This window comes from Shewanella sp. cp20, assembly GCF_000832025.1.
In the GTDB taxonomy this organism is placed as follows: Bacteria; Pseudomonadota; Gammaproteobacteria; order Enterobacterales; family Shewanellaceae; genus Shewanella.
Genome location: NZ_JPII01000009.1, coordinates 176057 through 202483, shown reverse-complemented (window position 1 = coordinate 202483; position 26427 = coordinate 176057). Strand labels below are relative to the sequence as shown.

Sequence of the window (26427 nt, the reverse complement as noted above, 5' to 3'; positions counted from 1 at the left end):
GCTAGCCGGCCTTTTTCTCAACGAGGTACTCAAACTATGAGTAGATTTCCCCTAAGCCGCCAATTGATGGCGTTACTGCTATGCCTTTACAGCCTGGTACTCACCGGGTGTGCCGGTAGCTACCCAGAGGTCGAGCCAGGTTTTGAATCGAATTGGCAGGCCCAGCCCCATCAGGCACAGGTATATCTGATCCCCAGCGCGAGCGAGGCGTTGGCGCGTCGCATAGAGGCAATTCGCCACGCCCAACAGAGTATCGACATCACCTACTTCTCCTGGAATAAAGATCTCTCCGGCCTGATGCTGCTCAATGAGTTGAAACTGGCGGCGGATAGGGGCGTTCAGGTACGCATCGTCTTAGATGATCTCCTGGTTTTCAACGAAACCTGGCTGGCTGAGCTGGCACAACACCCGGCAATCGAGCTGCGCATCTTCAATCCCTTCAACTCCCGTAAGACGGGGTGGCTCGGGCGCAGCCTGGACTTTCAGCGCCATAAGCCGCAGCTGGACAATCGCCTGCATGAGAAGTACTTCAACGTCGATGGTCAGTTGATGATCTTAGGTGGACGCAACATTGGCGACGACTATTTTGGCTATAGCCAGGAGGCGAACTTCTTCGATCTGGATGTGGTGTTCAGAGGCGATATTATTCAGCCGTTTATGGCCAACTATCAACAACTGTGGACCAGCGAGCTAGTAACTCCAATAGAAGCGCTTATCCACACCCGAAAGCACAAGCACTACCACGACTTTAACCGAGCTTGGCAGCGCAGCCAGGAGAAGCAAGCTCCTGTTCTGGAGGCGATCTCGCAATCCCTGGCGAACTTAGCCCCCATGCACTTTATCCATGCCAGGGTCACTCCGGTATTCGACTCGCTGGATAAGGTAAAAGACAACAAGCCCTATTTCAGGACCCGGGTGGAACGCCTGATGAGCCAAACCCTGGTCAATGCCAATAAGGCTGTGATTTCAACACCATACATGATACCGACACAGCATAAGTTCAAGATTATAGAGACCCTGACCGAACATGATGCCGCGGTAACCCTGATCACCAACTCATCGGCATCGAACGATTCTGCCTTCATTCCCGCCTACTTTGAGCAATACCGCCCAGAGCTGCTGGCCATGGGGGTCGATCTGTATGAATTTAGGGACGACGCGATAAATAGGGATCATCTCTATCATGTGGCCACCTACTACCACAACAAGACCTTCATCTTTGACGACAAACTCGCTTACATAGGTTCGTCCAATTTCGACCCGCGTTCGGACTTTCTCAACATCGAGTTTGGCGTGGTCATCGACAGCCCAGAGTTTGCTCAGGCCTTGACCCAATACCTGCTGGCCAAGAGGGAAGATCTCTATTGGCATGTCACCCTGGCTCCCGACGGCAGCATAAACTGGCGATCGGGCGAGGAGTCCCACGACGCCTCACCAAACTATGGTGGTTGGCACAAGCTGCCCGACTGGATTATCAGACAGCTCGATGGCGAATTTGAGCTCTAACCCTCTCCACTACCCACACTTGCCGGGGACACTCCACCGAGATCCTCCCCGGCAGGCCAGTTCCGCCCATGCTCGTGCATGCGTCAGGCGCGGCACTGTGAGCCTTTATTAAAGGCTAACGCCTGTCGCTTAACCCCCACGGCGTTACTCCCTACGCTTTACACCCTACGCTTTACTCCCTGTACGCAATTACCTGTACTCAATGCCTGGCGCCTACCCCGGCCCTTGACGCCTAGCGCCTAGATCCAGGCTCTCCAACTCCCCCTGGCTTCCTAACGTGAGTCTCCCATCGGTTGCGAGTCGCCACTGGCGCCTTCTTCTGCACCTGACGACTAGCGACTATCCGCTAGCAATCAGCAATAGGCGAGTGGCTGCCGGTGCTTGGTGCTTGGGTTTGGGTTTTAGGTTGAGTATTCTGCGATTGCAGCTCAGGGCTAAATCTCTCTCTTCTCTCCTCTCTCCTCTCGCCTTCCTCATGATCCGCCGCCCTCGTACTCATGGTCGGCTCATAAACTGAGGGCTTCTCGCTAAGAGGGCAGTGAAGACAAGTCACAGTTATAGCGCTGCTTAAGAGATTGCCGCCAGAGAGAACTGCGCCAAGGCCATAGAGCATAGCCTCTAGCTCGAAAGCACTCGGTGCAAATGCATTAAATCGAAAGGCGCTAAATAGAAAGGCGCTAAATAGAAAAGCATTAAGTCGAAAGGCGCTAAATCAAAAAGCATCGAGTCGAGAGATTCACGGGCCAGCACTCACAGGCATAGCACTCACAGGCATAGCACTCCAAAAACGGCAATGAACTGCACCAGACCTCCATGATCAATGAAGGCAATATTAGGAAAGAGAAGACGGCGCGATAGCTCCACGACAGGCGGCTAAGCCGCATAGCAGAGTGAAACCAGCGGGGATAAGGCAATCCGTTGAGGGAGTAGACAAGACAAACAAAAAGCCCGCACGACGGCGGGCTTAAACTGTTATGACGATTTATCGTCTATGACGACTTATATTCTGTAACGGCTTATATTCTATGACGACTTGTATTCTATGACTCGGGCGACATAGTTAAATTCCCCTGAATCGCCATGGTAGTCACGAAACAGATCCACCGAGAAAAATCTTGGTCTGTCACGCTCCACACGCTCGGCTATCTTATGTCCCAGCTCATCGATATCTTTCTCGCCATACACATAGAACTTAGCCGTTTTCTCGAGTCCATCGGCTTTGGCCTGCTGACGCGTGACATAGATGTCACTGTAGGTCTCGGTGATAAAACCCCGGTACTCGACCATTTCAAAGCTGGCCTCTTCATCTATCGTGATAAAGAGCTCGGCCTCCTCGGTAACCGTCACCAGTTGTTTCATCTCCTCGGCCAACTGCGCGTTACTGAGACGATCCACATCCTGAGCAAGTGCACCTGTACTCAGTGCAATCATCGTCAGCGATAAGAGTGTTTTCTTCATATTTTAACCTTCATCTTTTAACCTTCATCTTGGGGGTCATATTTAATCAATTGCTTCCTAGGGAACTTCGGTCGTCCAGAGTTCATCCTTGCTCACCTTGTCATAGCCATACTGATACAAGGCCTGCATGTACTCGAAATCGAACATATCTTTCGTGGCTTTCGGGGCGTCAAACTCATCGTCTATATAGGCAAACTCCAGGTCTAAGCCGCTCATTTCACTGAAATAAAGCATACGGTAAAGATCGCCTTTCGCCTGCTGAATCGTCATGCTGGAGAGGCTTCTACGCAGCAACTGAACGCCTCTATCTTCGATGCTCTTATAAGGCATCTTCAGCATGCCATTGCGGATGACATGTACCTGAGGGGCCTCAGATAGGCCGAGCGCCTGGTTCAGCTTGTGATAGTCGATGTTGACCACCTCGAAAAACATCTGCACCGTCAGCCCACCATCGACATGCAGCTCTTCGAGACGCTCATTTTGATCTTCTACTTCGATAAACTGAGGTGGAAATACCCCAGGAATAGACGAGCTGGCCGCCAGAATCTGATGGATCAGGTGCACCTTATTTGGCAGGTGACTCTCGGCAATACGCCCCAGGTTCCACACCACCAGCTCTTCCGAATCGAAATGCGTGGTGCCGATAAACAGGCGACGACCGGCCTGATGTTGCAGGGCTATCTGCTCAATCATCTCTGGGGTGTATACCTGTTCGATGAACTCAAACATCTGCTCACCATTGGTAAAGGCATCCTTAATCAGGGTATTAAGTAGGTTGCGCTTCCCCAGGATCATCTTGTCGTTAATGCCAAGCATCACCTCTTTGAGACGCGGGATCTCGTCACCACCAACAAATACAAAGGGCGCGATGAGCGAACCAGCACTGATCCCTGTAATCACTGTGTAATCCTGCAACTGCTGGCTGTCGTACAGACCATTGATAATGCCGGCACCGAAAGCCCCATTGGCACCGCCACCCGACAGCGCGAGAATATTCAATCTGTCGCCCTGGACCTTAAGGGGGGTCGATCCATCCTGGGCATTAAAGAGAAAATCCGAGGCATCATCGCCCCAGACTCTATAGGGTTCGTCGGCCTGGTGCTGAGTCTCGGCCGCCAGGGTCACGGTACGATAGTTTTCTTTAGTGACGCGAGTTTCCAGCGTATGCGTTGAGCTGCACGCCGCGAGAAACAGGGTCAAAAATACAGTAATGGGTAGACGCCTCATGACGCACTCCTCTTCACATCTTGTTAGGATTATTCCGGTTAACGACGAACAGGCAGAGCAAGTTCGCCACGCAAGTTGATTGCCCCTATCGCCATTCATCGACAGGCAGGGGCACTCTCTATTGGCGACAGTTTAATCAACTAACAGGATCTGCATTAATCCCATTTGCAGGATCTCGCCCTACAAATCTAGGTAGGAAGCAAGGCGGAATCCTTGCTCGCAGATCTAGGCTGTTTTTAGGGGAGTGCTCGATAAGGCAGGGAGCCCTTTGGCTTTTAATTGAATTTATGGGGTGTATTTGAAGGCCTTAGCTTCATTGCAACTTAAAGCCTACGGTGGTGAAGAATTAAGGACATTGACACATCCACGGGCGGCACCCGCGGTAGGCAATCGATAACTTTGAATCAGCTAACGCCAGATACAAAAAACCCCGGCCATCTGCATGGTCGGGGTTTTAGGGCTAATCGGCTGCACCTAAAAGGTGCGGGCCAAGTTAAGCGTCTTTCGAGGCGCGGCTGGCACGCTTACGATCGTTCTCGGTCAGGTGACGCTTACGCACACGGATGCTCAGCGGAGTCACTTCTACCAATTCGTCGTCATCGATGAACTCGAGCGCCTGCTCAAGAGTCATCTGAATGTGCGGTGTCAGTACCTGAGCTTCGTCGGTACCCGAGGCACGCATGTTAGTCAGCTGCTTACCTTTCAGACAGTTAACCGTTAGGTCGTTAGCGCGAGAGTGGATACCCACTACCTGGCCTTCATAAACCTCGGCGGCGTGACCGATCATCAGACGACCACGGTCTTGCAGACCGAACAGGGCGAAGGTCAATGCCTTACCGGTAGCGTTAGAGATCAACACACCGTTTTGACGCTGACCGATCTCACCGCCCTTCACAGGACCATAATGGTCGAATGAGTGGTAGATAAGACCCGTTCCTGAGGTGGCTGTCATGAACTCGGTTTGGAAACCGATCAGGCCACGGCTAGGAATGATGAAGTCGATACGGATACGACCCTTGCCATCTGGCTGCATGTCACGCATATCAGCTTTACGGGTACCTAGCTTCTCGATAACCGCACCTTGATGCTCTTCTTCAACGTCTACGGTTAGGGTTTCGTATGGCTCGCACTTCTCGCCGTCGATCTCTTTAACGATAACTTCTGGACGTGATACGGCCAGCTCGTAGCCTTCACGACGCATGTTTTCGATCAGGATAGACAGGTGAAGCTCACCACGGCCTGATACGCGGAAACGATCCGGGCTCTCGGTCTCTTCGACGCGCAGTGCCACGTTGTGTACCAGCTCCTGTTGCAGACGCTCAAGGATGTTACGCGAGGTCACATACTTACCTTCTTTACCCGCGAACGGAGAGGTGTTTACCTGGAAGGTCATGGTCAGTGTTGGCTCGTCAACAGACAGAGGTGGCAAGGCTTCGGCGTTGCCCACGGCACAGATGGTGTCGGAGATCTTCAGCTCGCCCAGACCGGTAATAGCCACGATGTCGCCGGCGTTTGCCTCCTCAACTTCGTGACGGTCCAGACCCATGTAGCCGAGTACCTGGCCGATCTTGCCGTTACGTGTGGTGCCATCGGCCGCCACTACGGTAACCTGCTGGTTAACCTTAACGCTACCGCGCTTGATACGGCCTACGCCGATAACGCCCACGTATGAGTTGTAGTCCAGCTGAGAGATCTGCATCTGGAAAGCACCTTCGGCATCGGCATCAGGTGAAGACACTTCTCGACGATAGTCTCGAACAGTGGCGTCATGTCGGTGCCAGTCTCTTCAGGATCTAGGGTAGCGAAGCCGTTCAGTGCAGAGGCATAAACGATTGGGAAGTCCAGCTGCTCATCGGTAGCACCCAGGTTGTCGAACAGATCGAATACCTGATCGATAACCCAATCAGGGCGAGCGCCCGGACGGTCGATCTTGTTGATCACTACGATAGGCTTAAGGCCTTGAGCGAAGGCTTTCTTAGTCACGAAACGTGTCTGTGGCATTGGACCATCGACCGCATCAACTAGCAGTAGCACACAGTCAACCATAGAAAGTACACGCTCAACCTCGCCACCGAAGTCGGCGTGGCCAGGGGTATCAACGATGTTGATACGGTAGTCGTTCCACTTGATGGCAGTATTCTTCGCCAGAATCGTGATTCCACGTTCCTTTTCAAGATCGTTGGAATCCATCACCCGCTCAGCGGCCTCTCCTCGAGTCTCAAGGGTTCCAGACTGTGCCAGCAGCTTATCAACCAGGGTCGTCTTACCATGGTCAACGTGTGCAATAATGGCGATGTTACGTAAATTCTCTAACACGGATAAACCTCTTACCATCGAAAAAATAGGGTATTGATAACAGCCCTAATAATAGCTGTTGCAATAAAAAACGTGCCATTCTACTCTAGCGAGGGGCTCTCGCACAGGATTATTTTTTAGTCAGCTATGAATAGTCATGTTTATATTGGTGCGCACCATCTTGGTGAGCGCACCATTAAGAGGCAATCAATGCACCTTTATGGTGCAATATCGAGATTTCCGCCACCCGCCTGCTTTATCGTTCCCATAAAAATCAATACTTTAAACTTTTGGCACGAGTCTCGCTTTACTCATGCCAGAACCGCGTTGGTCGCAACGCTGAATGATATAAGAAGGGCATCCCCTCTACTCTACTCGGAGACTTTAGAATGTCAGTTGAATCAGTTTTACAACAACTAGAAGAACTTGAAGTTAAGTTTGTTGATTTGCGTTTTACCGATACTAAAGGTAAAGAGCAGCACGTATCTATTCCTGCTCACCAGGTTGATGCCGATTTCTTTGAAGACGGTAAAATGTTCGACGGTTCATCTATTGCTGGTTGGAAAGGCATTAACGAATCAGACATGGTACTGATGCCAGACCCAACGACCTTCGTACTAGACCCGTTCACCGAAGAAACCACTGCCCTGATCCGCTGTGACATTCTTGAGCCAGGCACTATGACTGGTTACGACCGCGACCCACGCTCTATCGCTAAGAAAGCCGAAGAGTACCTGATCTCTACCGGCATCGCCGATACCGTACTCATTGGTCCTGAGCCAGAGTTCTTCCTGTTTGACGACGTTAAGTTCGGCACCGACATGTCTGGCTGTTTCGTTAAGCTAGACGCCAAAGAAGCGGCTTGGAACTCAGGCACTCACTACGAAGACGGCAACACAGGTCACCGTCCATTCGTGAAAGGCGGTTACTTCCCAGTAGCACCGGTTGACTCTTCACAAGATCTCCGTAGCGCCATGTGTCTAGTACTGGAAGAGATGGGTCAGGTAGTTGAGGCTCACCACCACGAGGTGGCGACTGCCGGTCAGAACGAGATCGCGACTCGCTTCAACAAGCTGACTGAAAAAGCCGACGAAATCCAAATCCTTAAGTATGTGGTTCACAACATGGCCCACGCTTACGGTAAGACTGCGACCTTCATGCCTAAGCCAATCGTTGGCGACAACGGTAGCGGCATGCACGTTCACCAATCACTGGCTAAAGACGGTGTTAACCTCTTCTCTGGTGACAAGTATGCGGGTCTGAGTGAAACTGCACTTTACTACATCGGCGGTATCATCAAGCACGCTCGCGCGCTGAACGCCTTCACTAACCCAAGCACCAACTCATACAAGCGTCTTGTGCCTCACTTCGAAGCACCAGTAATGCTGGCCTACTCGGCACGTAACCGCTCTGCGTCTATCCGTATCCCAGTAGTGCCAAGCCCTAAGGCTCGTCGTATCGAGACTCGCTTCCCAGATCCAACGGCTAACCCATACCTGGCGTTCGCTGCACTGCTGATGGCTGGTCTTGACGGTATCCAGAACAAGATCCACCCAGGCGAAGCCATGGACAAAGATCTGTACGATCTGCCAGCCGAAGAAGCGGCTGAGATCCCACAGGTTGCGACTTCACTGGAAAATGCGCTGGAGAACCTGGATGCAGACCGTGAGTTCCTGACTAAGGGCGGCGTATTCTCTGATGACTTCATCGACTCTTATATCGCCCTGAAGACAGCAGAAGCTGAAACCGTTTCTCGCACTACTCACCCAGCTGAATTCGAGCTTTACTACAGCCTGTAATCCTTGCCTGTAAGTCCGCTTATAGCTTGAAGAAGCCGCCACTTAGGCGGCTTTTTTATGTCTGTGACTGACGCTCCTGCCCCCAGAACGCTCCGGCAAAGACTTCATCGATGCTTGCCATGTATCGCACCGATGACAGCAGAAGCAGAGAAAGTGGCACGCACCACTCACCCAGCTGAGTTCGAGCTTTACTAAAACCTGTAACTCTTGCCTGTCATCCTTGCCTGTAAGTTCGCTCACAGCTTGAAGAAGCCGCCGCTTAGGCGGCTTTTTTATATCTGTGATTGACAGTCCTGCCCCCAGAATGCTCCGGCAAAGACTTCATCGATGCTTGCCATGTATCGCATCGATGACAGCAGAAACTGAGACCGTTTCTCGCACTACTCACCCAGCTGAGTTCGAACTTTACTAAAACCTGTAACTCTTGCCTGTCATCCTTGCCTTTAAGTTCTGCTCACAGCTTGAGGAAGCCGCCGCTTAAGGCGGCTTTTTTATGTCTGTTAATCAGAGGGCTAAGCCTAATTTAAGCGCCTGACGACGGGCATAAAATTGATTTATCTTTATGGCCAAACTGCTATCATGATCACGCCGAATCACTTACCTTAGAATCCCATTATGTCTAGCCGCGATCCCTTCCAGTCTTACACCTGGCACAGCGATATTTTTAGCTGTCAGAGCAATGATATCAGCAGCTTCTATACCCGCCTGGCCGAACAGGCGAGTCGCCTTGGGCTACAGGCGCGCAAGCTGGGCGATGCCGGGCCACATCCGCTGGAACTGTATCAGTCACCGGCGCAGAAGGCAGATCAGCCCTCTATTCTGATCAGTGCAGGTTTCCATGGCGAGGAGGCCGCCGGCCCCTGGGGACTGCTCTACTTCCTCAACGAACTGGAGCCTGAGCTATTTAGCCAGATCAACCTCAGCCTGCTGCCTCTGGTAAACCCTACCGGTTTCAAGCGCGGCCACAGGTTCAACAAGCTGGGACAGAACCCTAATCGCGGCTTCGTGTTAGAAAACGGCCGCGGCGTCAGCAATCAAGACACCTCGAGTGAGGGCGAGATCCTCCTGGCCCACTCTCAGCTGCTGGCCGCCGCCAGTAAAGATGGCATCCTCACCTGCCACGAAGATGTGCTGCTGACAGACACCTACATCTACTCCTTCGAGGCCAACCAGCACCCCGGCCAATTCAGCCGTGAGCTGCGTGACGCCCTGGGGCACTATTTCCCTATCGCCCAGGATGGCTTGATCGACGACTGCCCGGTCAAAGATGGCATCATCTTCAACCACTTCGACCTCTCCTTCGAGGCCTTCCTGGTACGGCTGGGCGCCAGCGTCGGCGTGTGTAGCGAAACCCCTGGCCAACAAGGTTTCGACCAGCGCATCCTGGCCAATGCCGCCATCATCAAACGCTTCGTCGAGTTGAGTCTGGCGAGGCGCTAGAAACATAGGCTATACACTAAGATCTGACGCCCATAAAAAAGCCAGGCACTAGGCCTGGCTTCTTGTCAGCACTCAGGGCTTTCCACTAACGGCAGAAGGGGACTAGGGCCTCCAATAGCCGCTGCATGTCCTGCTCACCATTGTAAATATGCGGCGAGATACGCATCCCCTGCTTACGCACATCCAGGCTGATATCGGCCTGAGTCAGCGCCTCGACCACCTGTTGCTGCGCCGCGCCAAAATTCAAGATGGCTGTGCCGCTGCAGCGAGCAGAGTCTGAGGGCGACACCAGAGCCTCGCCCACTTGATTCCAGATACGCTGCAGCTGCATCAGGTTATGCTGGCGCACCTTGTTCGCCCCCAGCTCGGCGAAATAGCCAATGCTGTGGGCCGCGATGGCGTAGGGTGCCACCGAAGGCGTGCCGCCCCAAAACTTGAGCGCCGAGTCGTGATAGCGAAAGTGATAAATATCGAACTCGAAGGGGTTCTCATGGCTAAACCAGCCCACGTCCTGGGGCGAGCAATGCGCCAGCTGCTCGGCATTGACCCAGAGATAGGCCGCCCCCGGCCCGCCGCAGAGCCATTTAACGCTGGAACCCAGTATGAAGTCTGGCTCAAGCACACTAAGATCCAGAGGTAATACCCCGGCGGCCTGGGCCACATCCACCACAGACAAGGCCCCCAACTGACGCACCTTAGGCACCAGATAATCCAGCGGCGCCTGCTGCCCGGTATTAGAATAGGCATGGCTGATAAACACCAGATCGATATCGTCGGTCAGATAGGCCTGCCACACCTCGGGCAGACTCACATCCAGCTCCGCGGGAATGAAACGTATCTGCGCCTCGGGCAGCGCCTGTTGCAGGGCAAATCCCATGCTGGGAAAGTCGTTCTCGCTCATCAGGATCACGGCGCCAGGATGTCTCAACCTAGGCAGGGACTGCACCAGCTTGGTCAATCCGCTGGAGAGGTTAACCTGAGGACAAAACAGCCTGGCCTCACTGTTAAACAGCCTGGCCAGCTGGGCACGAAAATCCTCTACCACAGACAGCCAATCCCCCCAGGGCTCGCGCCCCGAACCCTGCCAGGGCAGGAAGAAGCGCTCATCGAACGCCTGACGCAGACTCTTAAGTGGCCTGCCCACCGAGTGATTTAACAGGTAGACCGACTTGGGCATCTCAAAATCATTCTGGTACATGCTCTACCCCTCTAGGCTGGCGCGCAGCCTGGCGATATCGTCGAAACGGGTACGAATGTCATCTCGCTTGGCGGCGGCGCGTCTGTCTCTGAGCTTCTCCAGCGCCCCCAATAACACAGGCAGCGGCGGGCCGCTGGCGGTAACCTTATCGATATGCTGACTCTCCATCTGCTTAGCGGGCTGGGCGATATATTTCTCTACCAGCTGATCATGATGCTGTATCGCCCCTTGGCCGTGGGCCTCACACACCCGCAGGAACCGCGCCAGATTCTCCCGATACCAAGGCTGCTCCCGCATGTCCATCGCACCGAGAAAATCATCCATCAGGCTGGTGCGGCGCATGCAGTCGCGCAGGATGCGCTGATCTTCCGGCATCATGTAGAGGAACTTGTCTACCAACAGCTGAGAGTAGGCCGACTCGTTGGCGAAGCAGAGCCCCAGCTGCAGGTCGATCACGTTTATACCGGCAAAGTCACCGGCGTTGGCACCCCGATAGACCTGCTGGCCGACGCGATAGGGCTTGTAATAGGGACGCACGCTGTTGAAAAACGCCTGGGTATCGAGGCGATCGAACAAGATCTGATTGGAGGCGATCACCTGCTCCAGCGCCACGCGAGCCACCTCCAGCAGTTCGGCGGTCATGGGATGGGAAATTCCCAGCGGCTGGATCTTCAACAAGGCATCGGCGGCACGCTTGTAGGCGAGGATCCCCTTGGTGTTGTAGTCGACAAACAGCTTCTCGTCGTCCAGATCGGTAAAGCGTTTGTAGAGGCCGTTAACCGCACGGTTGTGAGTGGTCAGATGCGCCGTGGCAAAGCGCGGCGTCACGCCGATGGAGGCACCTATGTGCATCGCCAGCGCCGATGCCTCAAGCAGGGGCGAACTGGTCTCGCGGCTGGGCTCGGTGATCTCATGGCGACGGCAGGCGGCCATGTAGAGGCCCACGTTGCCCAGCAGATCGAAGGCGGCATCGAATCCTTCGTCGGTATTGCCCTCATCCAGCAGCGCCTTGATCAAGCTTCGGCCCTCGGCCTCCAGCCGCGCCTTTAGCTCATCGCCTATCCCCTCCACGTTGGCGGGATCGCTCTGCAGCATGTAGAGGCGCTCCAGCGCCGAGTTAATCTCGACAAACTCCTGCCTGATCCAGTGATCGAAGGCCGCGACATCTTGACTCATAGGGTAACTATCTCTTGGTTATTTTAATTATGACTCAATAAGCTACCACTAAGCCATTAGGGCAAACCTGCAATATCACCTACACAAAAAGAGATTTTTTGGTGGATTCCGATAAAAATAATCACTTTAATAATGCTATCCGACAAATTACCTCAATACCTATCGAGCGGCAGCGACAAGAGAGCACACAGATGAAACTGGACAGTAAAGACAAGCAGATCTTAAGCATACTGCAGGAGGAGGGGCGACTGCCCGTGGCCGAGCTGGCCAATCGCCTCAACCTCTCAGACACCCCCTGCCTCAGGCGTATCAAGAAGCTGGAACAGGCGGGCTTTATTCAGGGCTATAGCGCCAGGCTCGACCCTAAGTCGCTGTCACTCAATGTGATCGTCTACGCCTTCGTGCGCCTCACCGAGAACTCCGCCGCCTATGGCGAGCAGTTCGAGCAGGAGATGAGCCGCCTGCCCCAGGTGCAGGAGTGTTCGGTGATCACCGGCGCCCACGACTATCTGCTGAAGATCGTCGCCCACGATCTGCTGGAATATGAAGGCTTCGTCAAACACTCCCTCGGCGGCCTCAAGTGTATCGCCAGCATAGAGTCGACCGTGGTGCTGAAACAAACCTTCTCCCGCCATCAACTACCAGTCGTATGAGACTGGTGATTTTTATAGCGAAAGCGACTAATCTGTAGCAAACACCAGGTATAAAAGGAATGCAAATGCGCCCGATATTGCTGTTTACCCTGCTGTTACTGACCCTTGGGGCTCAGGCAGCCATCTACAAATGGGTCGACAAGGATGGCAAGGTTCACTACTCGGATACCCCGGTAGAAAACTCCACCCAGGTCGAGTTTAAGGAAAATACCGAAAACCAGATCAAGCTGCCGCCTCCCGTGGTACGTGAGTCCTCGGCGCCCGCCAAGGCCGAGCCTAAGGAGCTGTATAAGCTGACCATCTCCAGCCCCAGCGAAGAGGAGACCCTTCGCGACAATAACGGCAATATCACAGTGATCGGTGCCATCAGCCCAGATCTTGCCCCCGGCCATGGGCTGGTGCTGGTAATGGATGGTAAGGTCGTCAGCCAGCCTCAGGCCAGCCCGGTATTTAACCTGGAGAATGTGGATCGCGGTGAGCATAAGTTTGAAATCAGGGCCTTGGCACAAAACGGCAAACAACTTGCATCGACCCCTCCTAGAACCGTATTTCTTCACCGGGCCAGTGTATATGCGATTCCTAGGGCAACCCCTCGCGGGGGCGGTTAAAAATTTATACCATAATTTTTAACAACTTAGGAAATCACATCCCCAAATCCCCCCGGTGAAGACAGCTTGCAGCGTGCACCAAATTGGTGCACCATTATGGTGCAACCTACTTTCCGGGAGCCGTAAATGAACACAGACCCTCTGCTCAATCACCTGGTGACGGCCGTACTCGTCGTCTCAGATGATCTCAAGCTGTGCTATGCCAATAGCGCGGCCGAGCAACTGCTTGGGTTAGGCAGTCACCGCCTCACGGAGCACAGCCTACAAGACTGCTGCCAGCTGCTCAGCATAGATCATCAGCTGCTGCGCAGCGCCATTCGCGAACACCAAGGGCTCACGGTCAACACCACCAACCTGATCACCCTTGACGGACAGCATCACACGGTCGACATGACCCTGACCCCGCTGGAGGTCGAGCCGGATCAACCCGAGCAGGGCGTACTCGAGCTGCGTCAGGTGGATCAGCAGCGAAGGATACACCAGCAGCTCACCCTAGATGCCCAACAGCAGGCGGCCCAGTATCTGGTGCGCAATCTGGCCCATGAGATCAAGAACCCCCTGGGCGGCCTCAGAGGCGCGGCGCAGCTGCTGTCACGTGAGCTGGAAGACGCCGACCAGCGCGAATTTACCGACCTCATCATAGAGCAGGCCGATCGGCTGCGAAACCTGGTCGACAGACTGCTCGGCCCGCAGAAACCCACGGAGCACAGCCTGCACAACATACATGCGGTGATCCAGAAGGTGCTCAAGCTGGTGAGTGTCACCCTGCCGGACAATATCCACCTAATCCAAGACTATGACCCCTCAATCCCGGATATCGAGATGGATCAGGAGCAGCTGCAACAGGCGGTGCTCAACATAGTACAGAACGCCATTCAGGCGCTGGAGACAGAGGAAGAAGGCGGCGAGATCCGCATCAAGACCCGCACTCAGCACCAGGTCACCATAGGCACCACACGCCATAAACTGGTGCTGGCGCTCTCCATCATAGACGACGGCCCGGGGATCAAGCCCGAGCTGATGGATACCCTCTTCTACCCTATGGTCACGGGCAGGGAGCAGGGATCCGGACTTGGGCTCTCCATCGCCCATAACTTTGCCAGACTCCACGGCGGACGCATCGACTGCGCCTCGGTGCCGGGCAAGACAGAATTTACCATATTACTGCCGCTCAAGAGCTAGCGTAGGTGACCTTAGAGCATTCAACTTAAGAGAGTAGGTGTATGACAGAAAAAGTTTGGGTTCTCGATGATGATAGTTCGATACGTTGGGTCGTCGAACGGGCGCTCAAGGGCGCCAAGATAAGCTGTGCCAGCTTCGCCGCCGCCGAATCCCTGTGGCAGGCACTGGATCAGGCTCAACCTCAGGTGATCATCTCAGATATCCGCATGCCGGGCACAGATGGCCTGACCTTGCTGGATCGCCTGCAGCTGCACTATCCCCATATTCCGGTGATCATCATGACGGCTCATTCCGATCTCGACAGCGCCGTCAGCGCCTATCAGGCGGGGGCCTTCGAGTATCTGCCTAAACCGTTCGACATCGACGAGGCCATCGGCCTGGTGGAGCGTGCCCTGAGCCACGCCAAGGAGCAGTCGCCCAAGGCCGCCAGCCAGCCCGAGGTTAAGGCCCCGGAGATCATCGGCGAGGCGCCAGCCATGCAGGAGGTGTTTCGCGCCATCGGCCGCCTGTCACGTTCCTCCATCAGCGTGTTGATCAACGGTCAATCGGGCACGGGTAAGGAGCTGGTCGCCGGTGCCCTACATAAACACAGCCCACGCAAGGACAAACCCTTCATCGCCCTGAACATGGCGGCGATCCCCAAGGAGCTGATCGAATCCGAGCTGTTCGGCCATGAAAAGGGCGCCTTCACCGGCGCCGCCAACGTGCGTCAGGGCCGCTTCGAGCAGGCCGACGGCGGCACGCTGTTTCTCGACGAGATCGGCGACATGCCGCTGGATGTGCAGACCAGGCTGCTGAGGGTGCTGGCCGATGGCCAGTTCTATCGTATCGGCGGCCACTCGCCGGTGCAGGTGGATGTGCGCATCATAGCCGCGACCCACCAGAATCTGGAGTCACTGGTGGCCAAGGGCGATTTTCGTGAGGATCTCTTCCACCGCCTCAACGTGATCCGGGTGCATCTGCCGCCGCTGTCCCAGCGTCGGGAGGATATTCCCCAGCTCGCACGCCACTTCCTGGCCACCGCCGCCAAGGAGATCAGCGTCGAGCCTAAGATACTCACCAAGGCCACTGCCGACACCCTGGCCAGCCTGCCCTGGCCCGGTAACGTGCGTCAGCTGGAAAACACCTGTCGCTGGCTGATGGTGATGGCCTCGGGCCAGGAGATTCTGCCCCAGGATCTGCCCCCCGAGCTGCTGACCCCGAGCACCAGCCAAGACAGCACGTCACAGTCGGGCGGCGGAGGCTGGCAGGAGGCGCTGACCCTATGGATAGATCAACGCCTGAGTGAGGGAGAGAGCGATCTACTGACTCAGATACAGCCTGCGTTTGAGAAGATATTGCTAGAGACGGCGCTGAAACACACCAAGGGACACAAACAGGAAGCAGCTAAGCGCCTGGGCTGGGGTCGTAATACCCTGACGCGTAAGCTGAAAGAACTCGAGATGGATTGAGTGAAAGCACCCAGCCTTAGGCTGGGTGCTTTGACGCCTCTTCCGAAGGCGTATTGTTTGCGCTAACAACAACACTCTCAGACTGACACTCGGATTCGATGACTTCACGAGGCATAGCCGCCTGCCATAAAGCCCCTACCCATAAACTTTGATTCGCTTTCATTTACCTTGCCCTCATTTTGCCAACTGGATCAAAGTAATCTTATAGCGACTATTAGTAAAATGAATAAATAGTATCCCGTGAATGCCATATTAGAATGAACATACCAATCAAAACCTTACATTATTTTCTCACCTTGGTTGAGACGGGAAACTTTACCCGGGCAGCGGAAAAGTCCTTCATCACCCAGCCCACCCTGAGCAAGATCATTCAGCGCCTGGAGGATAATCTGGGCCAGCAGCTGCTGCACAGGAATAACCAGAAGATAGAGCTGACCCAGGCGGGTATCCTGCTGGAGCACAGCGCGCGGGAGATCCTGGGCCAGTGGCACAGGCTACAGGAAGACCTCACCAACCTGAGCGGTCTCAAGTCGGGTCACCTGCGCCTTGGGGTCTGCCCCATGATGAGCAGCCTGATCATCGACCTGCTCACCGCCTTTCGTCAGCAATACCCGGGAATAGAGCTACAGATGTACGAGTATGGCGGCTTCGGCTGTGAGCAGGCGCTGCTCAACAACAGCCTGGATATCGCCTTCACCGCCCTGCCCACCACACACGATGTCGAGCTGGCCAACCGCGCCCTCACCCGCTATCCGCTGCTGGCCTGCCTACCCAAGGACCATGCCCTGGCCCAGCAAGAGGCCGTGACCTGGCAGGACTTCGAGGCCTACCCCTTCATCCTCTACAACGAGGACTTCTCCCTGGCCAAGCTGATCACCCGCCTGAGCCACAAGGCGGGCGTGCAGCTCAACATCGCCTTTCGCAGCGGCCAGTGGGACTTTCTGGCGACCATGGTGGAGGCCCAGATGGGGGTCGCCATACTGCCCGAACCTATCTGCCACAAGTTGCAGGGCAGTGAGTTGGTCTTCAAGCCTATTCGCCCCAACCTCACCTGGGACCTGGCGCTGATCTGGCGTAAAGACTTGCCCCTGACACCGGCGGCCCAGGCGCTTTTGGATCTCAGCGAGCAGGCCCATCTGCACCCCTGATATGGGTTAAAATTTACCGGATTTTCAGCCGAAAAAGGCTGACAATAAGTTATCTAACACTGATAACTGGGCCACGGGCAGATAGAATCACTGGCAATCGTGCTGGCGGGTCCCACTTGCACAACAAAGGTGCAATTTTTTTCAGCGAGGATTCAAACGCCCGCCTCTGTCCCAGATGCACGGTGACAGTAAGCACGCCATTTTGTTTAAAACAATCAACCACCTAAGCTTAGTTTAACTGGTACTAAAGTACCGTTAAAAAGCCTTGCCGCCTCACTTTGCAGCCGTTAGCTTTCCTTAAGAGGTCTGACGTCAGACGTCTGACCTCTACAGCTGAGTAATTAAAACTCAGTAGAAAAACCTGAGTAGTAAAACCTAAAACAACATCAACAAGAAAAGAGAAATAAGCCAATGAAGATCTACCAAAAGCTCATGATGCTGGGTCTGTTTGCTGTCAGCCCATTGACTTATGCCACCTCCGGACTCGTGTTTATCCATGGCACCGGGCATCAGACAGATGCGCTGTCGGACTATTGGACGCGGGAATTTGTCGACTCGGTGCGCCAGGGGGCTGCCTCGCCCGATAACTATCTGGTGATCAACTGCGACTTCGACCAATACATGTGGGATGACGCCGCCGCGGGCTGTCTGGCGGGGCAACTCACCCAGTTTATCGACAGTAAAAACATTAACGACCTCACCCTGTTGACCCACTCCAACGGCGGCAACGTGGTGCGCTGGATCCTCTCCAATCCCACCTGGGACAGTCGCTATCCCAAGATCATCAACGCCACCTCCAGGGTGATCGCCCTGGCGCCTTCCAGCGGCGGCACGCCACTGGCCGATGCCGTCACCCAGGGCAATGTGTTCGAGACCTCACTGGGTTGGCTGCTGGGCTATGGCAGCGATGCGGTGAAACAGCAGCAGGTCAGCTGGATGAGCAGCTATAACAACAGCTGGCTCTATGGCACCTCGGGTCGCCCGGCGCTGCCCTCACCCTTCGAGGTCGTGGTGGGTTCAGATGTCGACTCAGCCTTCTGGGACAGCGACAGCTACTGCGCCGGCTATCAGTATCAGGTCGCACTGGAGACCACTCAGAACTGGCTGGACGACTGCTCGGACGGCTTCCTGGAGTGCCAGTCACAATCGGCGGCGGGCAGCGTCTGGTTTAAAGATATCCAGCGCACCGCCGGCAAGGAGCCCCTGAGTCATCAGCAGAGCCGCCGCGCCTGCTTTAATCTCGACACCCTGATCCGCGACCATATCTAGGAGCCATAAGATGAAACCATCAATCAAAATGGCGAGTGTGTTCGCCCTTTCCGCCCTGCTGAGTGCCTGTCAAAACGATGAGACCCCAGCAGACAATGCCCCAGAGGCCAGCGCCATGACAGTTACCCAGGTGACTCTGCTGGCACCCACCTCGGGGGATCTCACCATAGACACCCTGGCGGCCACCGAGCTGCCACCGGTAAATGGTAATCGCGGCGGCGTCAGCTTCAGCGCCCCCATCACCAGCGCAGCCCAGCTAGTGGCGCCCACCCAGCTGGAGCAGAGCAGCAGCGACCAGTATTGGCGCACCGTCTCGGGCGCCGAGCTCAACAAGGGGATTAACCTCGCCGTGAGCCAGAGCGACAGCGTGATCCGCGTGGCGCCCCGGGGCGATGCCAGCTCGGGCGCCCTGCGCCACAGCCCGGCCATCTCACCGGATCAGCTACGCCTTTACAAGGTCAACAAGCAGACGGTAGATAAGTCGGCCTCGCTGATCCAATCCATGAGTGATCCTCAGGCGATGGCGACCGCGGGTATCGTCGACGACTCCAGCGCCTTGAAGCTGTCACAACAGGCGACGCCAGGCATCTATCAGCTGCAAGTTGTTCAGCCCCTCAGTGCCAACGACAGCTATCTGATCAACGTCAAGGAGAAGGGTAGCCCCTACCAGCTGGCGCTGTCGGCGCCAAAGCGTCTCAGTAGCAAGGCACCGCAGCTGGCCTTCGATCTTAAGCTGAGCAACAGCGACATCGACCTTAGCCCCACCGCGACCCTCAAGCAGAGCGATGGCCGCTATCACAGGTTAGCCGTGGTCAAACAGGGCGATACCTGGCAGGCGCAGGTGCCGGACGAGCTGGCCATACCCAGCAGCAACTTAGGCCTGAGCGAGATCCAGGTCGACATAGAGACCCGGGTCAATAACCTGCCACTGATCCGCACCGTCAAGACCGCCTTCAAGCAGTATGTTCCCGCCGCCAAGCTGGCGGACGAGGCCAGCATCTACTGGCAGGATAGCAAGCCTACCCAGGCGGTGTTCGACCTGCAGGTCGCCAGCCCGGGACGCTACCAGGTCTCTGCCGTGTTAGTGGGCACAGATGCTCAGGGTAAGCAGGCCAACATCCTGCGCGCCGAGACGGCCCAATGGCTCGACGCAGATGGTCAGGTCACCCTGAGCTTCGATGCCGAGCAGCTCGAGGCCTCTGGCCTTGGTGCGCCCTACGCCATCAAGGCGCTGGAGCTTAAAGATCAGGGCCAGATGGCTCGCCTGAGTTACCTGGGCGAGGCCGCCACCCTCTAAAAGGAAAACTGCGCACCATATCCAGTCGCATAAAAAAGGGCGCCCTTATGATTCACAGCGGGCGCCCTTTCTATTGGTATCAGCAAAGCCTACAGCTGGGTATGGGGCTTCACCCTGTCAAAGTCGGCCAGTATGGCGTAGGCACAGGGGATGATAAACAGCACCAGCAGGGTCGAGGCGAAGATACCAAACACAATAGACACCACCAGGGGCTGCACCACCTGGGCCTGCAAGCTGGTTTCCAGCAGCAGAGGCAAGAGGCCCGCCGCCGTGGTCAGCGAGGTGAGGAATACCGCCCTGAAACGCTCGCGACTGGCACTCACCACCGCCTGATGCACACTGTCTCCCTCATCCACATGGTGGCGTATGTACTGCACCAGCAGGATAGAGTCGTTCACCACTATGCCCGCCAGCGAGATGAAGCCCATGATGGAGGGCATGGAGAGGTTATAGCCCAGCAGCAGATGACCCCAGAGCACGCCGATCAGCGCCAGCGGGATCGCCAGCATCACCACCGCGGGTTCCAGATAACTCCTGAACTGAAAACTCAAGATGGCAAACAGGCCAAACAGGCCGATAAGGAAGCCTTTTCCCATAGAGCTGCCGGTCTTGGCCGTCTCCTTGGCCGACCCCTCGAAGTCCACCCTCACCCCAGGGTAGCGCTGCTGCATCTGGGGGAGCCACTCCCGGCTGATCGCGGCTATGGTCTCGTTGGCATTGGCGCGCTGATTGTCCACATCGGCCATCACAGTCACGCTGCGCAGGCCATCGATGCGCTGGATGCGTACATAGGAGCGCTGATCTTGCAAAAGGGCGATGGACGAAAGCGGCAGCTGACTGCCGTCAGCCAGCATGATGGGGAAGTTGGCCAAGGCCTGCAGATCCCCGGCATGCAGCTTGTTCAGCCGCACCTCGATCTCGATATTTTCAGGTCCCACCTGCACCTCGTCGGCCAGCTGGCCAAAGTAGGCGCTGCGCAACTGAGCCGCCACCAGTTGGCCATCGATACCGAAACTCTCGGCGCCGGGACGCAGACTCACCTTGATCTCCTCCTTGCCCGGGCGCATGTCGTCGAGTATGCCGCTGATGCCGTCAAACTGCCCCAGGTAGCTCTGCAAAGAGACCGAGGCCTGCTTGAGCATATCCAGGTCGTCGCCCTGCAGACGGATCTCGATATCCCGCCCGGCCGGCCCCATGGTTGGCTGCTTGAACACCATAGAGAGCGGCATGGCCAGCTCCCCGGTCTCCAGGCGCCAATCGCGAATAAACGCCTCGATGAGGGTGTTGCGGGTCTCCGCCGACAAGAGATCCAGCCTGACGGTCGCCACATGGGGGCCACTCTCGCCGGCATCGGCGTTAAAGTTGTATTGGGCCGTGATATCCCGGATCAGTTCGTGCTCATCCTCCACCTCGTGGGTGTATCTGTCGCCGACCCGTTTGGCGCTGGCGATTAGGGTCTCGACCACCTTCTGGGTCTGACTCAGGGAGCTGCCCGGCGGCAGTATGATGCGCGCCTCGGCGATATCACCATCTAAGTCGGGGAAAGGCACAAACTTGAGCGCGCCGCCCACCACCAAGGAGACAGAGACCAGCAGCAGGCCTATAGTGGCGCCGACACTCACATAGCGCCAGCGCACCATAAAGGTCACCAGCCTGACCAAGTGATCGTTACGAAATGCCTCGAAGCGAGTCAGAAACTTCGCCTTAAGCTCGCCGATGCGATTGGGCTTTCCTTCCGGTTTGGCATGGGTAAGCGAATGATTCAGGTGATTGGGCAGGATCAGGAAGGCCTCGAACAGACTGATGGTCAGCACCATGATCAGCACGGTCGGGATGGCCGACAGCACGGCGCCCATCTGGCCATCCAGCCCCAAGAGCGCGCTGAAGATCAACACTGTCGTCAGGAAGGAGGAGACCACGCCGGGAGCGACCTTCTGTACGCCCTTGACCACCGCCTCATGGGGCGCCATTCCCCTGTCGATATGGGAGGCGATCGACTCGGCAATCACTATGGCGTCATCCATCATGATACCGATCGCCATCAGCAGCCCCACCAGGCTCATGAGGTTAATAGACACCCCAAACAGGCTCATCAGGTAGAGTCCGCCCATGAAGGCGACCGGCAGGCCCGCCGACACCCAGAAGGAGTAGCGCAGGGAGAAGAACAGCCACATGCTGAGGAAGACTAGGATGATCCCCTGCCAGCCATTGGTGATCATCATCTTCAGCCTGTCTTGCAGCACGGAGGAGAGATCATTGGTCATGGTCAGGCGCACACCATCCGGCGCGCGGGCCTGCTCCAGCTCGATAAACTCGCTCACCCTGGCCTTGATGCGCAGCGCATCGTCAGCCTTGTTCTTCTGCACCTTGATCAGCGCCGCATTGCTGCCGTTGAACTGAATATGCTCCTCATCCAGCTCGAATCTGTCGCTGATGGTGGCGATATTGCCCAGGCGCACCACGCTGCCGTCGGGGTTGGAGGCGACGATGATCTTGGCCAGCGAGGCCGGGGTGACCTTACGCTCATCGAACCTGAGCAGGATATTCTTATCCTTGAGCTCGATATTCCCCGCCGGCATCTTCACGTTCTGGCGGCCGACCTTGTCGGCGATCTCGGCGGCGGTCAGCCCCAGCCTGCGCATATCCGCCTGATTGAGCTCGATGCGCAGCTGATGGTCCGAGAAACCGGCGATAGAGACCAGGCTCACGCCAGCGTCTATCTTGAGGCGGCGCTTCACATCTTCGGCATAGCTTTTCAGGTGTGGCCAGCTAGTGTCGGCAACGATGGCGATATCCACCACTGGCTCGGCCCAGTCCAGCTCCTTGACGATGGGCGGCTCGATCTGCGCCGGAAAGTTGTTAATCGCGTTGATCTGGGTCTGCACATCCACCAACATACGTCCCAGATCGGCCTTAGGTTCCAGCTTGAGGCGCATGGAGGCGACCCCCTCCTGGGCGTCACACTTGACCTCTTCGATATTGGCCAAACCATCGACGGCGTCCTCCATCCGCAGGCAGATGCTCTCCTCCACCTCGACCGGCGAGGCGCCAGGATAGACCACGGTGGCCATCACATAGGGCGGGGCAAACTCAGGAAAGGTCTCGCGCTTGATGCTGCCCATGTTGACGACACCCAGCAGCAGGAAGGCCAACATCAGCAGGTTAGCCAGGGTGGGATGTCGGGTGATGTAAGCGATCACAGCGGCGCCCCTCCCTTAGCGGTGACGGGCTTAAGAGACATGCCGGGAATGGCCGGGATCAGGTCGTTGAGCACTAAGGTATCGCCCGCCTTCATATCTCCGCTGATGGCCACCAGCTGCTGGTGACGGAACAGCACCTCGACCGGCTTGATCACCAGCTTGTGCTCGGCGTCCATCAGATAGATATGATCGCCTCGCAGCGCCCGCTCGGGGATCACTAAGTGTGGCTTGGGTTTACCGCTGATCACCGCGCTGACAAACATCCCCTTGGTCAGCGGCGGACGCAGCAGGAGATCCATCTGATTAAAGTCCTGCTCCACCTCCAGATAGACGCCTATGGTGGCCTGATTAGGATTGACCGTCTCGGCGACCCGGGTCACCTTGGCTGGCCAGCTAAAGCTATGATTACCGGCCTGAAAACTGACCTCGGCCTGTAGGCCAAACTCATCGATAGAGGGCATGCTCCTGGGCTGTGATGCCTGCACCAGGCTGCTGACCAGGGCGCGCATGTCCTGCAAGGATAACTCCGCCTTGATCTCGGCGGTGCCCAGCCTGTGGGCTACCAGCATCACGGCGCCGGCGGCCACCACCTGATCTTGCTCAATGTTGATGTCCGACACCCGCGCATCGAAAGGCAGCACCACCTTGGTCTGATTCAGGCGACGTTCGGCGTCTTGTAGCTGCGCCATATCGACACTCAGCTGCGCCTCACTCACCTTGCGATCGTCCGGAAGCAGCTTGAGTGAGCTCTGCAGATCTTCCACCAGCTTGGTCTGGGCCAGCAGCGACTGCTTCTGGTTTTCCAGCTCAGAACTCGACACCAGATTGCGCTTCTTCAGGGTCAGCTTGCGCTGATACTCCTGTTCGGCAAGCACCAGCTTCTGCTGCTCTATCTTCAGGCTGGTGTTGAGGTTTTTCTCCTGCTGATCCAGGCGGGTCAGCTGCGCCTGGGTGGCGTGCATGCTGGCCTGGGCCTGGGCGACCTTGAGTTGGTACTCCAGGGGATCGATCTCAAGCACCAGCGTGCCCTTTGGTAGCATGCGCCCGGTTTCCAGCTGGGGATGACGATATAACACCTTGCCACCCACCTCGGCCACCGCCTGCCACACATGCTTGGGCTCGACCCGGCCAAAGCCTGTCACCCTGGGGGCGATCGCCTGCTGGGTTAAGGGCGTCACCTCAACCGCCCTGGCCTTATCATAGCCCGCGACTAGTGAAGGTGAGGGTTTCAGCAGTACCGCAAGCAAGATGGCCAGCACACCCACGCCCACACCGACCAATAGATAGCGTTTCTTGTTATTCATCACTCTCATCCTTCACTTCCATCAGGCCACGCTGCAACAGACGGGTATTTTGCTCGGCAAGCCGCTGTAAAAACGTCGGCGTGATCTCAATACCGACTCTTTGCAGTAGGTTTTCGGGCACGATAAAGGGAAACACCATCATGGCGAAAAAACTCAGCTGGGCACACTGTGCATCCACATCGTCCTTCAACATGCCCTTCTCCTTTAATCGTTGAAATATGGCGATATTCTCGAAGTTAACCACCTCATAGAAGGCCTTGGTCACCTCGGCATTTTCCGGCAGGCTCTGATCCAGCCCGGCGAGGCGTAGCATCAGGCGGGGAAAGTGCGGATGCTTGCTCATGACGCTGTAGTAGGTCTGCAGCAAGTCCGCCGGACTCTCCTGGCGCACCTCTCTCCTCGCCTTGTGGAGCTGGGCCATCACGGGCATCGCCGTCTCGTGGATCATGGCAGAGAACAGGCGCTCCTTGGAGCCGAAGTAATAGCGGATCAAGCCCGGATCTGTACCGGCCAAGCTGGCGATCTCCCGAATCGATACCTGGGCATAGGGGCGTTCGATAAACAGATTTCTCGCCGCCAGGATCAGCTTATCGCGATTTTGAGTGTCGCCACTGGGACGGCCGACACGACTCTTAGCTTCTGCCATAAAAATTCCTCTGTTGAGGAATTAATACTAGAAGAATAGCCTTTGAATTGGCAGGGAAATAATTCCCCTAAAGACGGGGTTGTGTAGAATTTTCGGCGGCGAAGTCTGGCCTCACCGCCGGATATCGACTAGATGGGATCTTGGTGGATCAGCACTTCCACATGCTCGAACAGCCTCCTCACCCTCGCCTCGGCGGCATCGGCGATGGCGTGAGCCTCCACCAGTGGTAGCCTGCCATCCAACTCCAGATGACACTGCACGAAGGTGGTCTTGCCCGAGGTACGAGTACGCAGATCGTGAAAGCCATTGATGCGGGGATCTTTCTCTATCGCTTGGACGATCTTGAGCTTGGTATCGGCATCCAACTCCCGGTCCAGCAGCGACTGCGCCGAGCGATAGCCTAAGTCCACGGCCTGCTGGCCGATAAACAGGGCAATCAAGATGGCGAACAGGCCGTCGGCCCACCACCAGCCAATCTGCGACAGGACAAGTGCCAGCAGCACGGCGCTGTTAAGAAACAGATCCGACTTATAGTGCAGCGCATCGGCCTCCACCACAGTGCTTGCCGTCTTCTCCAGGGCGCGTCTTTGCAGCAAGACCAACGCCAGGGTCAACACTATGGCAATCGCCGACACCACCACTCCCACCATGGCGTGATTGACCGGGGTTGGGTTGATCAACCTGTCACCGCCATGCAATAACAGCAGCAGCGCCGAGCCCAGAATAAAGGCCGACTGCGCCAGGGCCGCCAGGGGCTCGGCCTTACCATGACCGTATCTATGGTCTTGATCCGCGGGCACTATGGCATAGCGAATGGCGATGAAGTTGACTATGGATGCCAGGGCGTCGGCGAAGGAGTCGGTGAGGGATGCCAGCATACTGGCGGAGCCTGAATAGAACCAGGCCGCCAGTTTGATCACTATCAGGGTAAGCGCGGTCGCCACGGCGGCGCGGCTGGCCAGCTTTACCCAAAAATCGTATTGGGAAGTGTCGGTCATAGGGTCATATTACAGCTAATAATTAGCAGGGGAAGAATATGACCCATTGTAACTTAGTTATGCCCTATCGGCGATCACCTTTACGTCCACCGCGCTTGGCGAAATTCTCTTTAAATTTCGCCTGCTGCTCTGGGGTAAGCATTTGATAGATCTCGCGTTGCATCTTCATGCGCTCTACTGCGGCCTGGGCCCTGAGCTCGCTGCGCTGCGCCATCATGGACTTAAGATCGGCCTCGTTGAAGCTGTCTGAGGTGATCATATCCAGCATCTGCTGCTTGTGCGCGGCGCGCACCTCGTTTGAAGGACGCTTGGCCTGCATCGCCTCGCGGTGAGACTGCATCATCTCCTTCATCTGGCTACGCTGGGCGTCGGTGAGATCCAGGCCGCGAAACATCTTATGCATATCGCCGTGATGGCCTCTGTGCTCGCCACGCATCTCATGACGACAACCGCCATCATCCGGGCCCGCCGCATACACAGCCGGTGCTAACAGGGCCGCACTGGTCATTAACGCCAATAATCCTGATTTTAGGGTCATCTTATTCATAATCTGCCTCTTACGCTTATTGCGG

Annotated in this window: 19 protein-coding genes and 1 pseudogene; 10 read left to right on the top strand and 10 right to left on the bottom strand. The window is 56.0% G+C overall.

The window, feature by feature from the left end:
- Positions 1-36: 36 nt before the first annotated feature.
- A complete protein-coding gene (locus DB48_RS03230) occupies positions 37-1506 on the top strand; it encodes a phospholipase D family protein (protein WP_052813636.1) in 1470 nt (489 codons plus the stop codon).
- 1023 nt (positions 1507-2529) lie between these two features.
- Here DB48_RS03230 and DB48_RS03225 read toward each other — a convergent pair.
- The 3 genes and pseudogenes from DB48_RS03225 to typA all read right to left on the bottom strand — a co-directional run bounded on the left by DB48_RS03225 (position 2530) and on the right by typA (position 6507).
- Positions 2530-2964, bottom strand: coding sequence for a hypothetical protein (locus tag DB48_RS03225; RefSeq protein WP_041508887.1), 435 nt, complete (start codon positions 2962-2964; stop codon positions 2530-2532).
- A gap of 57 nt (positions 2965-3021) precedes the next feature.
- Complete coding sequence (locus tag DB48_RS03220) at positions 3022-4191, bottom strand: patatin-like phospholipase family protein (RefSeq protein WP_041508886.1); 1170 nt, start codon at positions 4189-4191, stop codon at positions 3022-3024.
- A gap of 493 nt (positions 4192-4684) precedes the next feature.
- A pseudogene (gene typA, locus DB48_RS03215) lies at positions 4685-6507 on the bottom strand (translational GTPase TypA).
- Between the two features lie 368 nt (positions 6508-6875).
- Here typA and glnA point away from each other — a divergent pair.
- Positions 6876-8285 carry a glutamate--ammonia ligase gene (glnA, locus tag DB48_RS03210; RefSeq protein WP_041508885.1) on the top strand — a complete coding sequence of 470 codons (1410 nt, stop codon included), beginning with the start codon at positions 6876-6878 and terminating at the stop codon, positions 8283-8285.
- Between the two features lie 615 nt (positions 8286-8900).
- The gene (locus DB48_RS03205) at positions 8901-9725 is read left to right on the top strand and encodes an N-acetyl-ornithine deacetylase (RefSeq protein ID WP_041508884.1); all 825 of its coding nucleotides are present in this window, start codon (positions 8901-8903) and stop codon (positions 9723-9725) included.
- Positions 9726-9810: 85 nt separating this feature from the next.
- Here the strand turns inward: DB48_RS03205 and DB48_RS03200 are convergent, their stop codons facing one another.
- Together DB48_RS03200 and DB48_RS03195 are read right to left on the bottom strand one after the other, a co-directional pair.
- On the bottom strand, positions 9811-10923 hold the full coding sequence (locus tag DB48_RS03200) for an aminotransferase class V-fold PLP-dependent enzyme (RefSeq protein WP_041508883.1): 1113 nt from the start codon (positions 10921-10923) through the stop codon (positions 9811-9813).
- Between the two features lie 3 nt (positions 10924-10926).
- Positions 10927-12099, bottom strand: a complete 1173-nt coding sequence (locus tag DB48_RS03195; RefSeq protein WP_041508882.1) for a PrnB family protein — start codon at positions 12097-12099, stop codon at positions 10927-10929.
- Positions 12100-12290: 191 nt separating this feature from the next.
- Between DB48_RS03195 and DB48_RS03190 the strand changes: the two genes are divergently transcribed.
- From DB48_RS03190 to DB48_RS03160, 7 genes are all read left to right on the top strand, one after another.
- Complete coding sequence (locus DB48_RS03190; protein ID WP_041508881.1) at positions 12291-12752, top strand: Lrp/AsnC family transcriptional regulator; 462 nt, start codon at positions 12291-12293, stop codon at positions 12750-12752.
- A 65-nt stretch (positions 12753-12817) separates the two neighbouring features.
- Entirely contained in the window at positions 12818-13360 is a 543-nt protein-coding gene (locus tag DB48_RS03185; RefSeq protein ID WP_041508880.1) for a DUF4124 domain-containing protein, read from the top strand.
- Positions 13361-13486: 126 nt separating this feature from the next.
- A complete protein-coding gene (gene glnL, locus DB48_RS03180; RefSeq protein ID WP_041508879.1) occupies positions 13487-14542 on the top strand; it encodes a nitrogen regulation protein NR(II) in 1056 nt (351 codons plus the stop codon).
- Positions 14543-14583: 41 nt separating this feature from the next.
- A complete protein-coding gene (gene glnG, locus DB48_RS03175; RefSeq protein WP_041508878.1) occupies positions 14584-15993 on the top strand; it encodes a nitrogen regulation protein NR(I) in 1410 nt (469 codons plus the stop codon).
- Between the two features lie 257 nt (positions 15994-16250).
- Positions 16251-17141 carry a LysR family transcriptional regulator gene (locus DB48_RS03170; RefSeq protein WP_041508877.1) on the top strand — a complete coding sequence of 297 codons (891 nt, stop codon included), beginning with the start codon at positions 16251-16253 and terminating at the stop codon, positions 17139-17141.
- A gap of 411 nt (positions 17142-17552) precedes the next feature.
- Entirely contained in the window at positions 17553-18410 is an 858-nt protein-coding gene (locus DB48_RS03165; protein ID WP_041508876.1) for a hypothetical protein, read from the top strand.
- Between the two features lie 10 nt (positions 18411-18420).
- Positions 18421-19707, top strand: coding sequence for a DUF4785 domain-containing protein (locus tag DB48_RS03160; protein ID WP_041508875.1), 1287 nt, complete (start codon positions 18421-18423; stop codon positions 19705-19707).
- A gap of 89 nt (positions 19708-19796) precedes the next feature.
- Here the strand turns inward: DB48_RS03160 and DB48_RS03155 are convergent, their stop codons facing one another.
- The 5 genes from DB48_RS03155 to DB48_RS03135 form a co-directional block, all read right to left on the bottom strand.
- Entirely contained in the window at positions 19797-22907 is a 3111-nt protein-coding gene (locus DB48_RS03155; protein ID WP_041508874.1) for an efflux RND transporter permease subunit, read from the bottom strand.
- Positions 22904-24211: an efflux RND transporter periplasmic adaptor subunit gene (locus DB48_RS03150; protein WP_041508873.1), complete on the bottom strand. Its 1308-nt coding sequence runs from the start codon at positions 24209-24211 to the stop codon at positions 22904-22906. Before DB48_RS03150 ends, DB48_RS03155 begins: the two co-directional genes overlap by 4 nt.
- Positions 24204-24857, bottom strand: a complete 654-nt coding sequence (locus tag DB48_RS03145; protein WP_041508872.1) for a TetR/AcrR family transcriptional regulator — start codon at positions 24855-24857, stop codon at positions 24204-24206. The genes DB48_RS03150 and DB48_RS03145 overlap by 8 nt, the downstream gene beginning before the upstream one ends.
- A gap of 128 nt (positions 24858-24985) precedes the next feature.
- A complete protein-coding gene (fieF, locus tag DB48_RS03140; protein ID WP_041508871.1) occupies positions 24986-25855 on the bottom strand; it encodes a cation efflux pump FieF in 870 nt (289 codons plus the stop codon).
- Between the two features lie 64 nt (positions 25856-25919).
- Complete coding sequence (locus DB48_RS03135; RefSeq protein WP_235375330.1) at positions 25920-26402, bottom strand: Spy/CpxP family protein refolding chaperone; 483 nt, start codon at positions 26400-26402, stop codon at positions 25920-25922.
- Positions 26403-26427 lie beyond the last annotated feature (25 nt).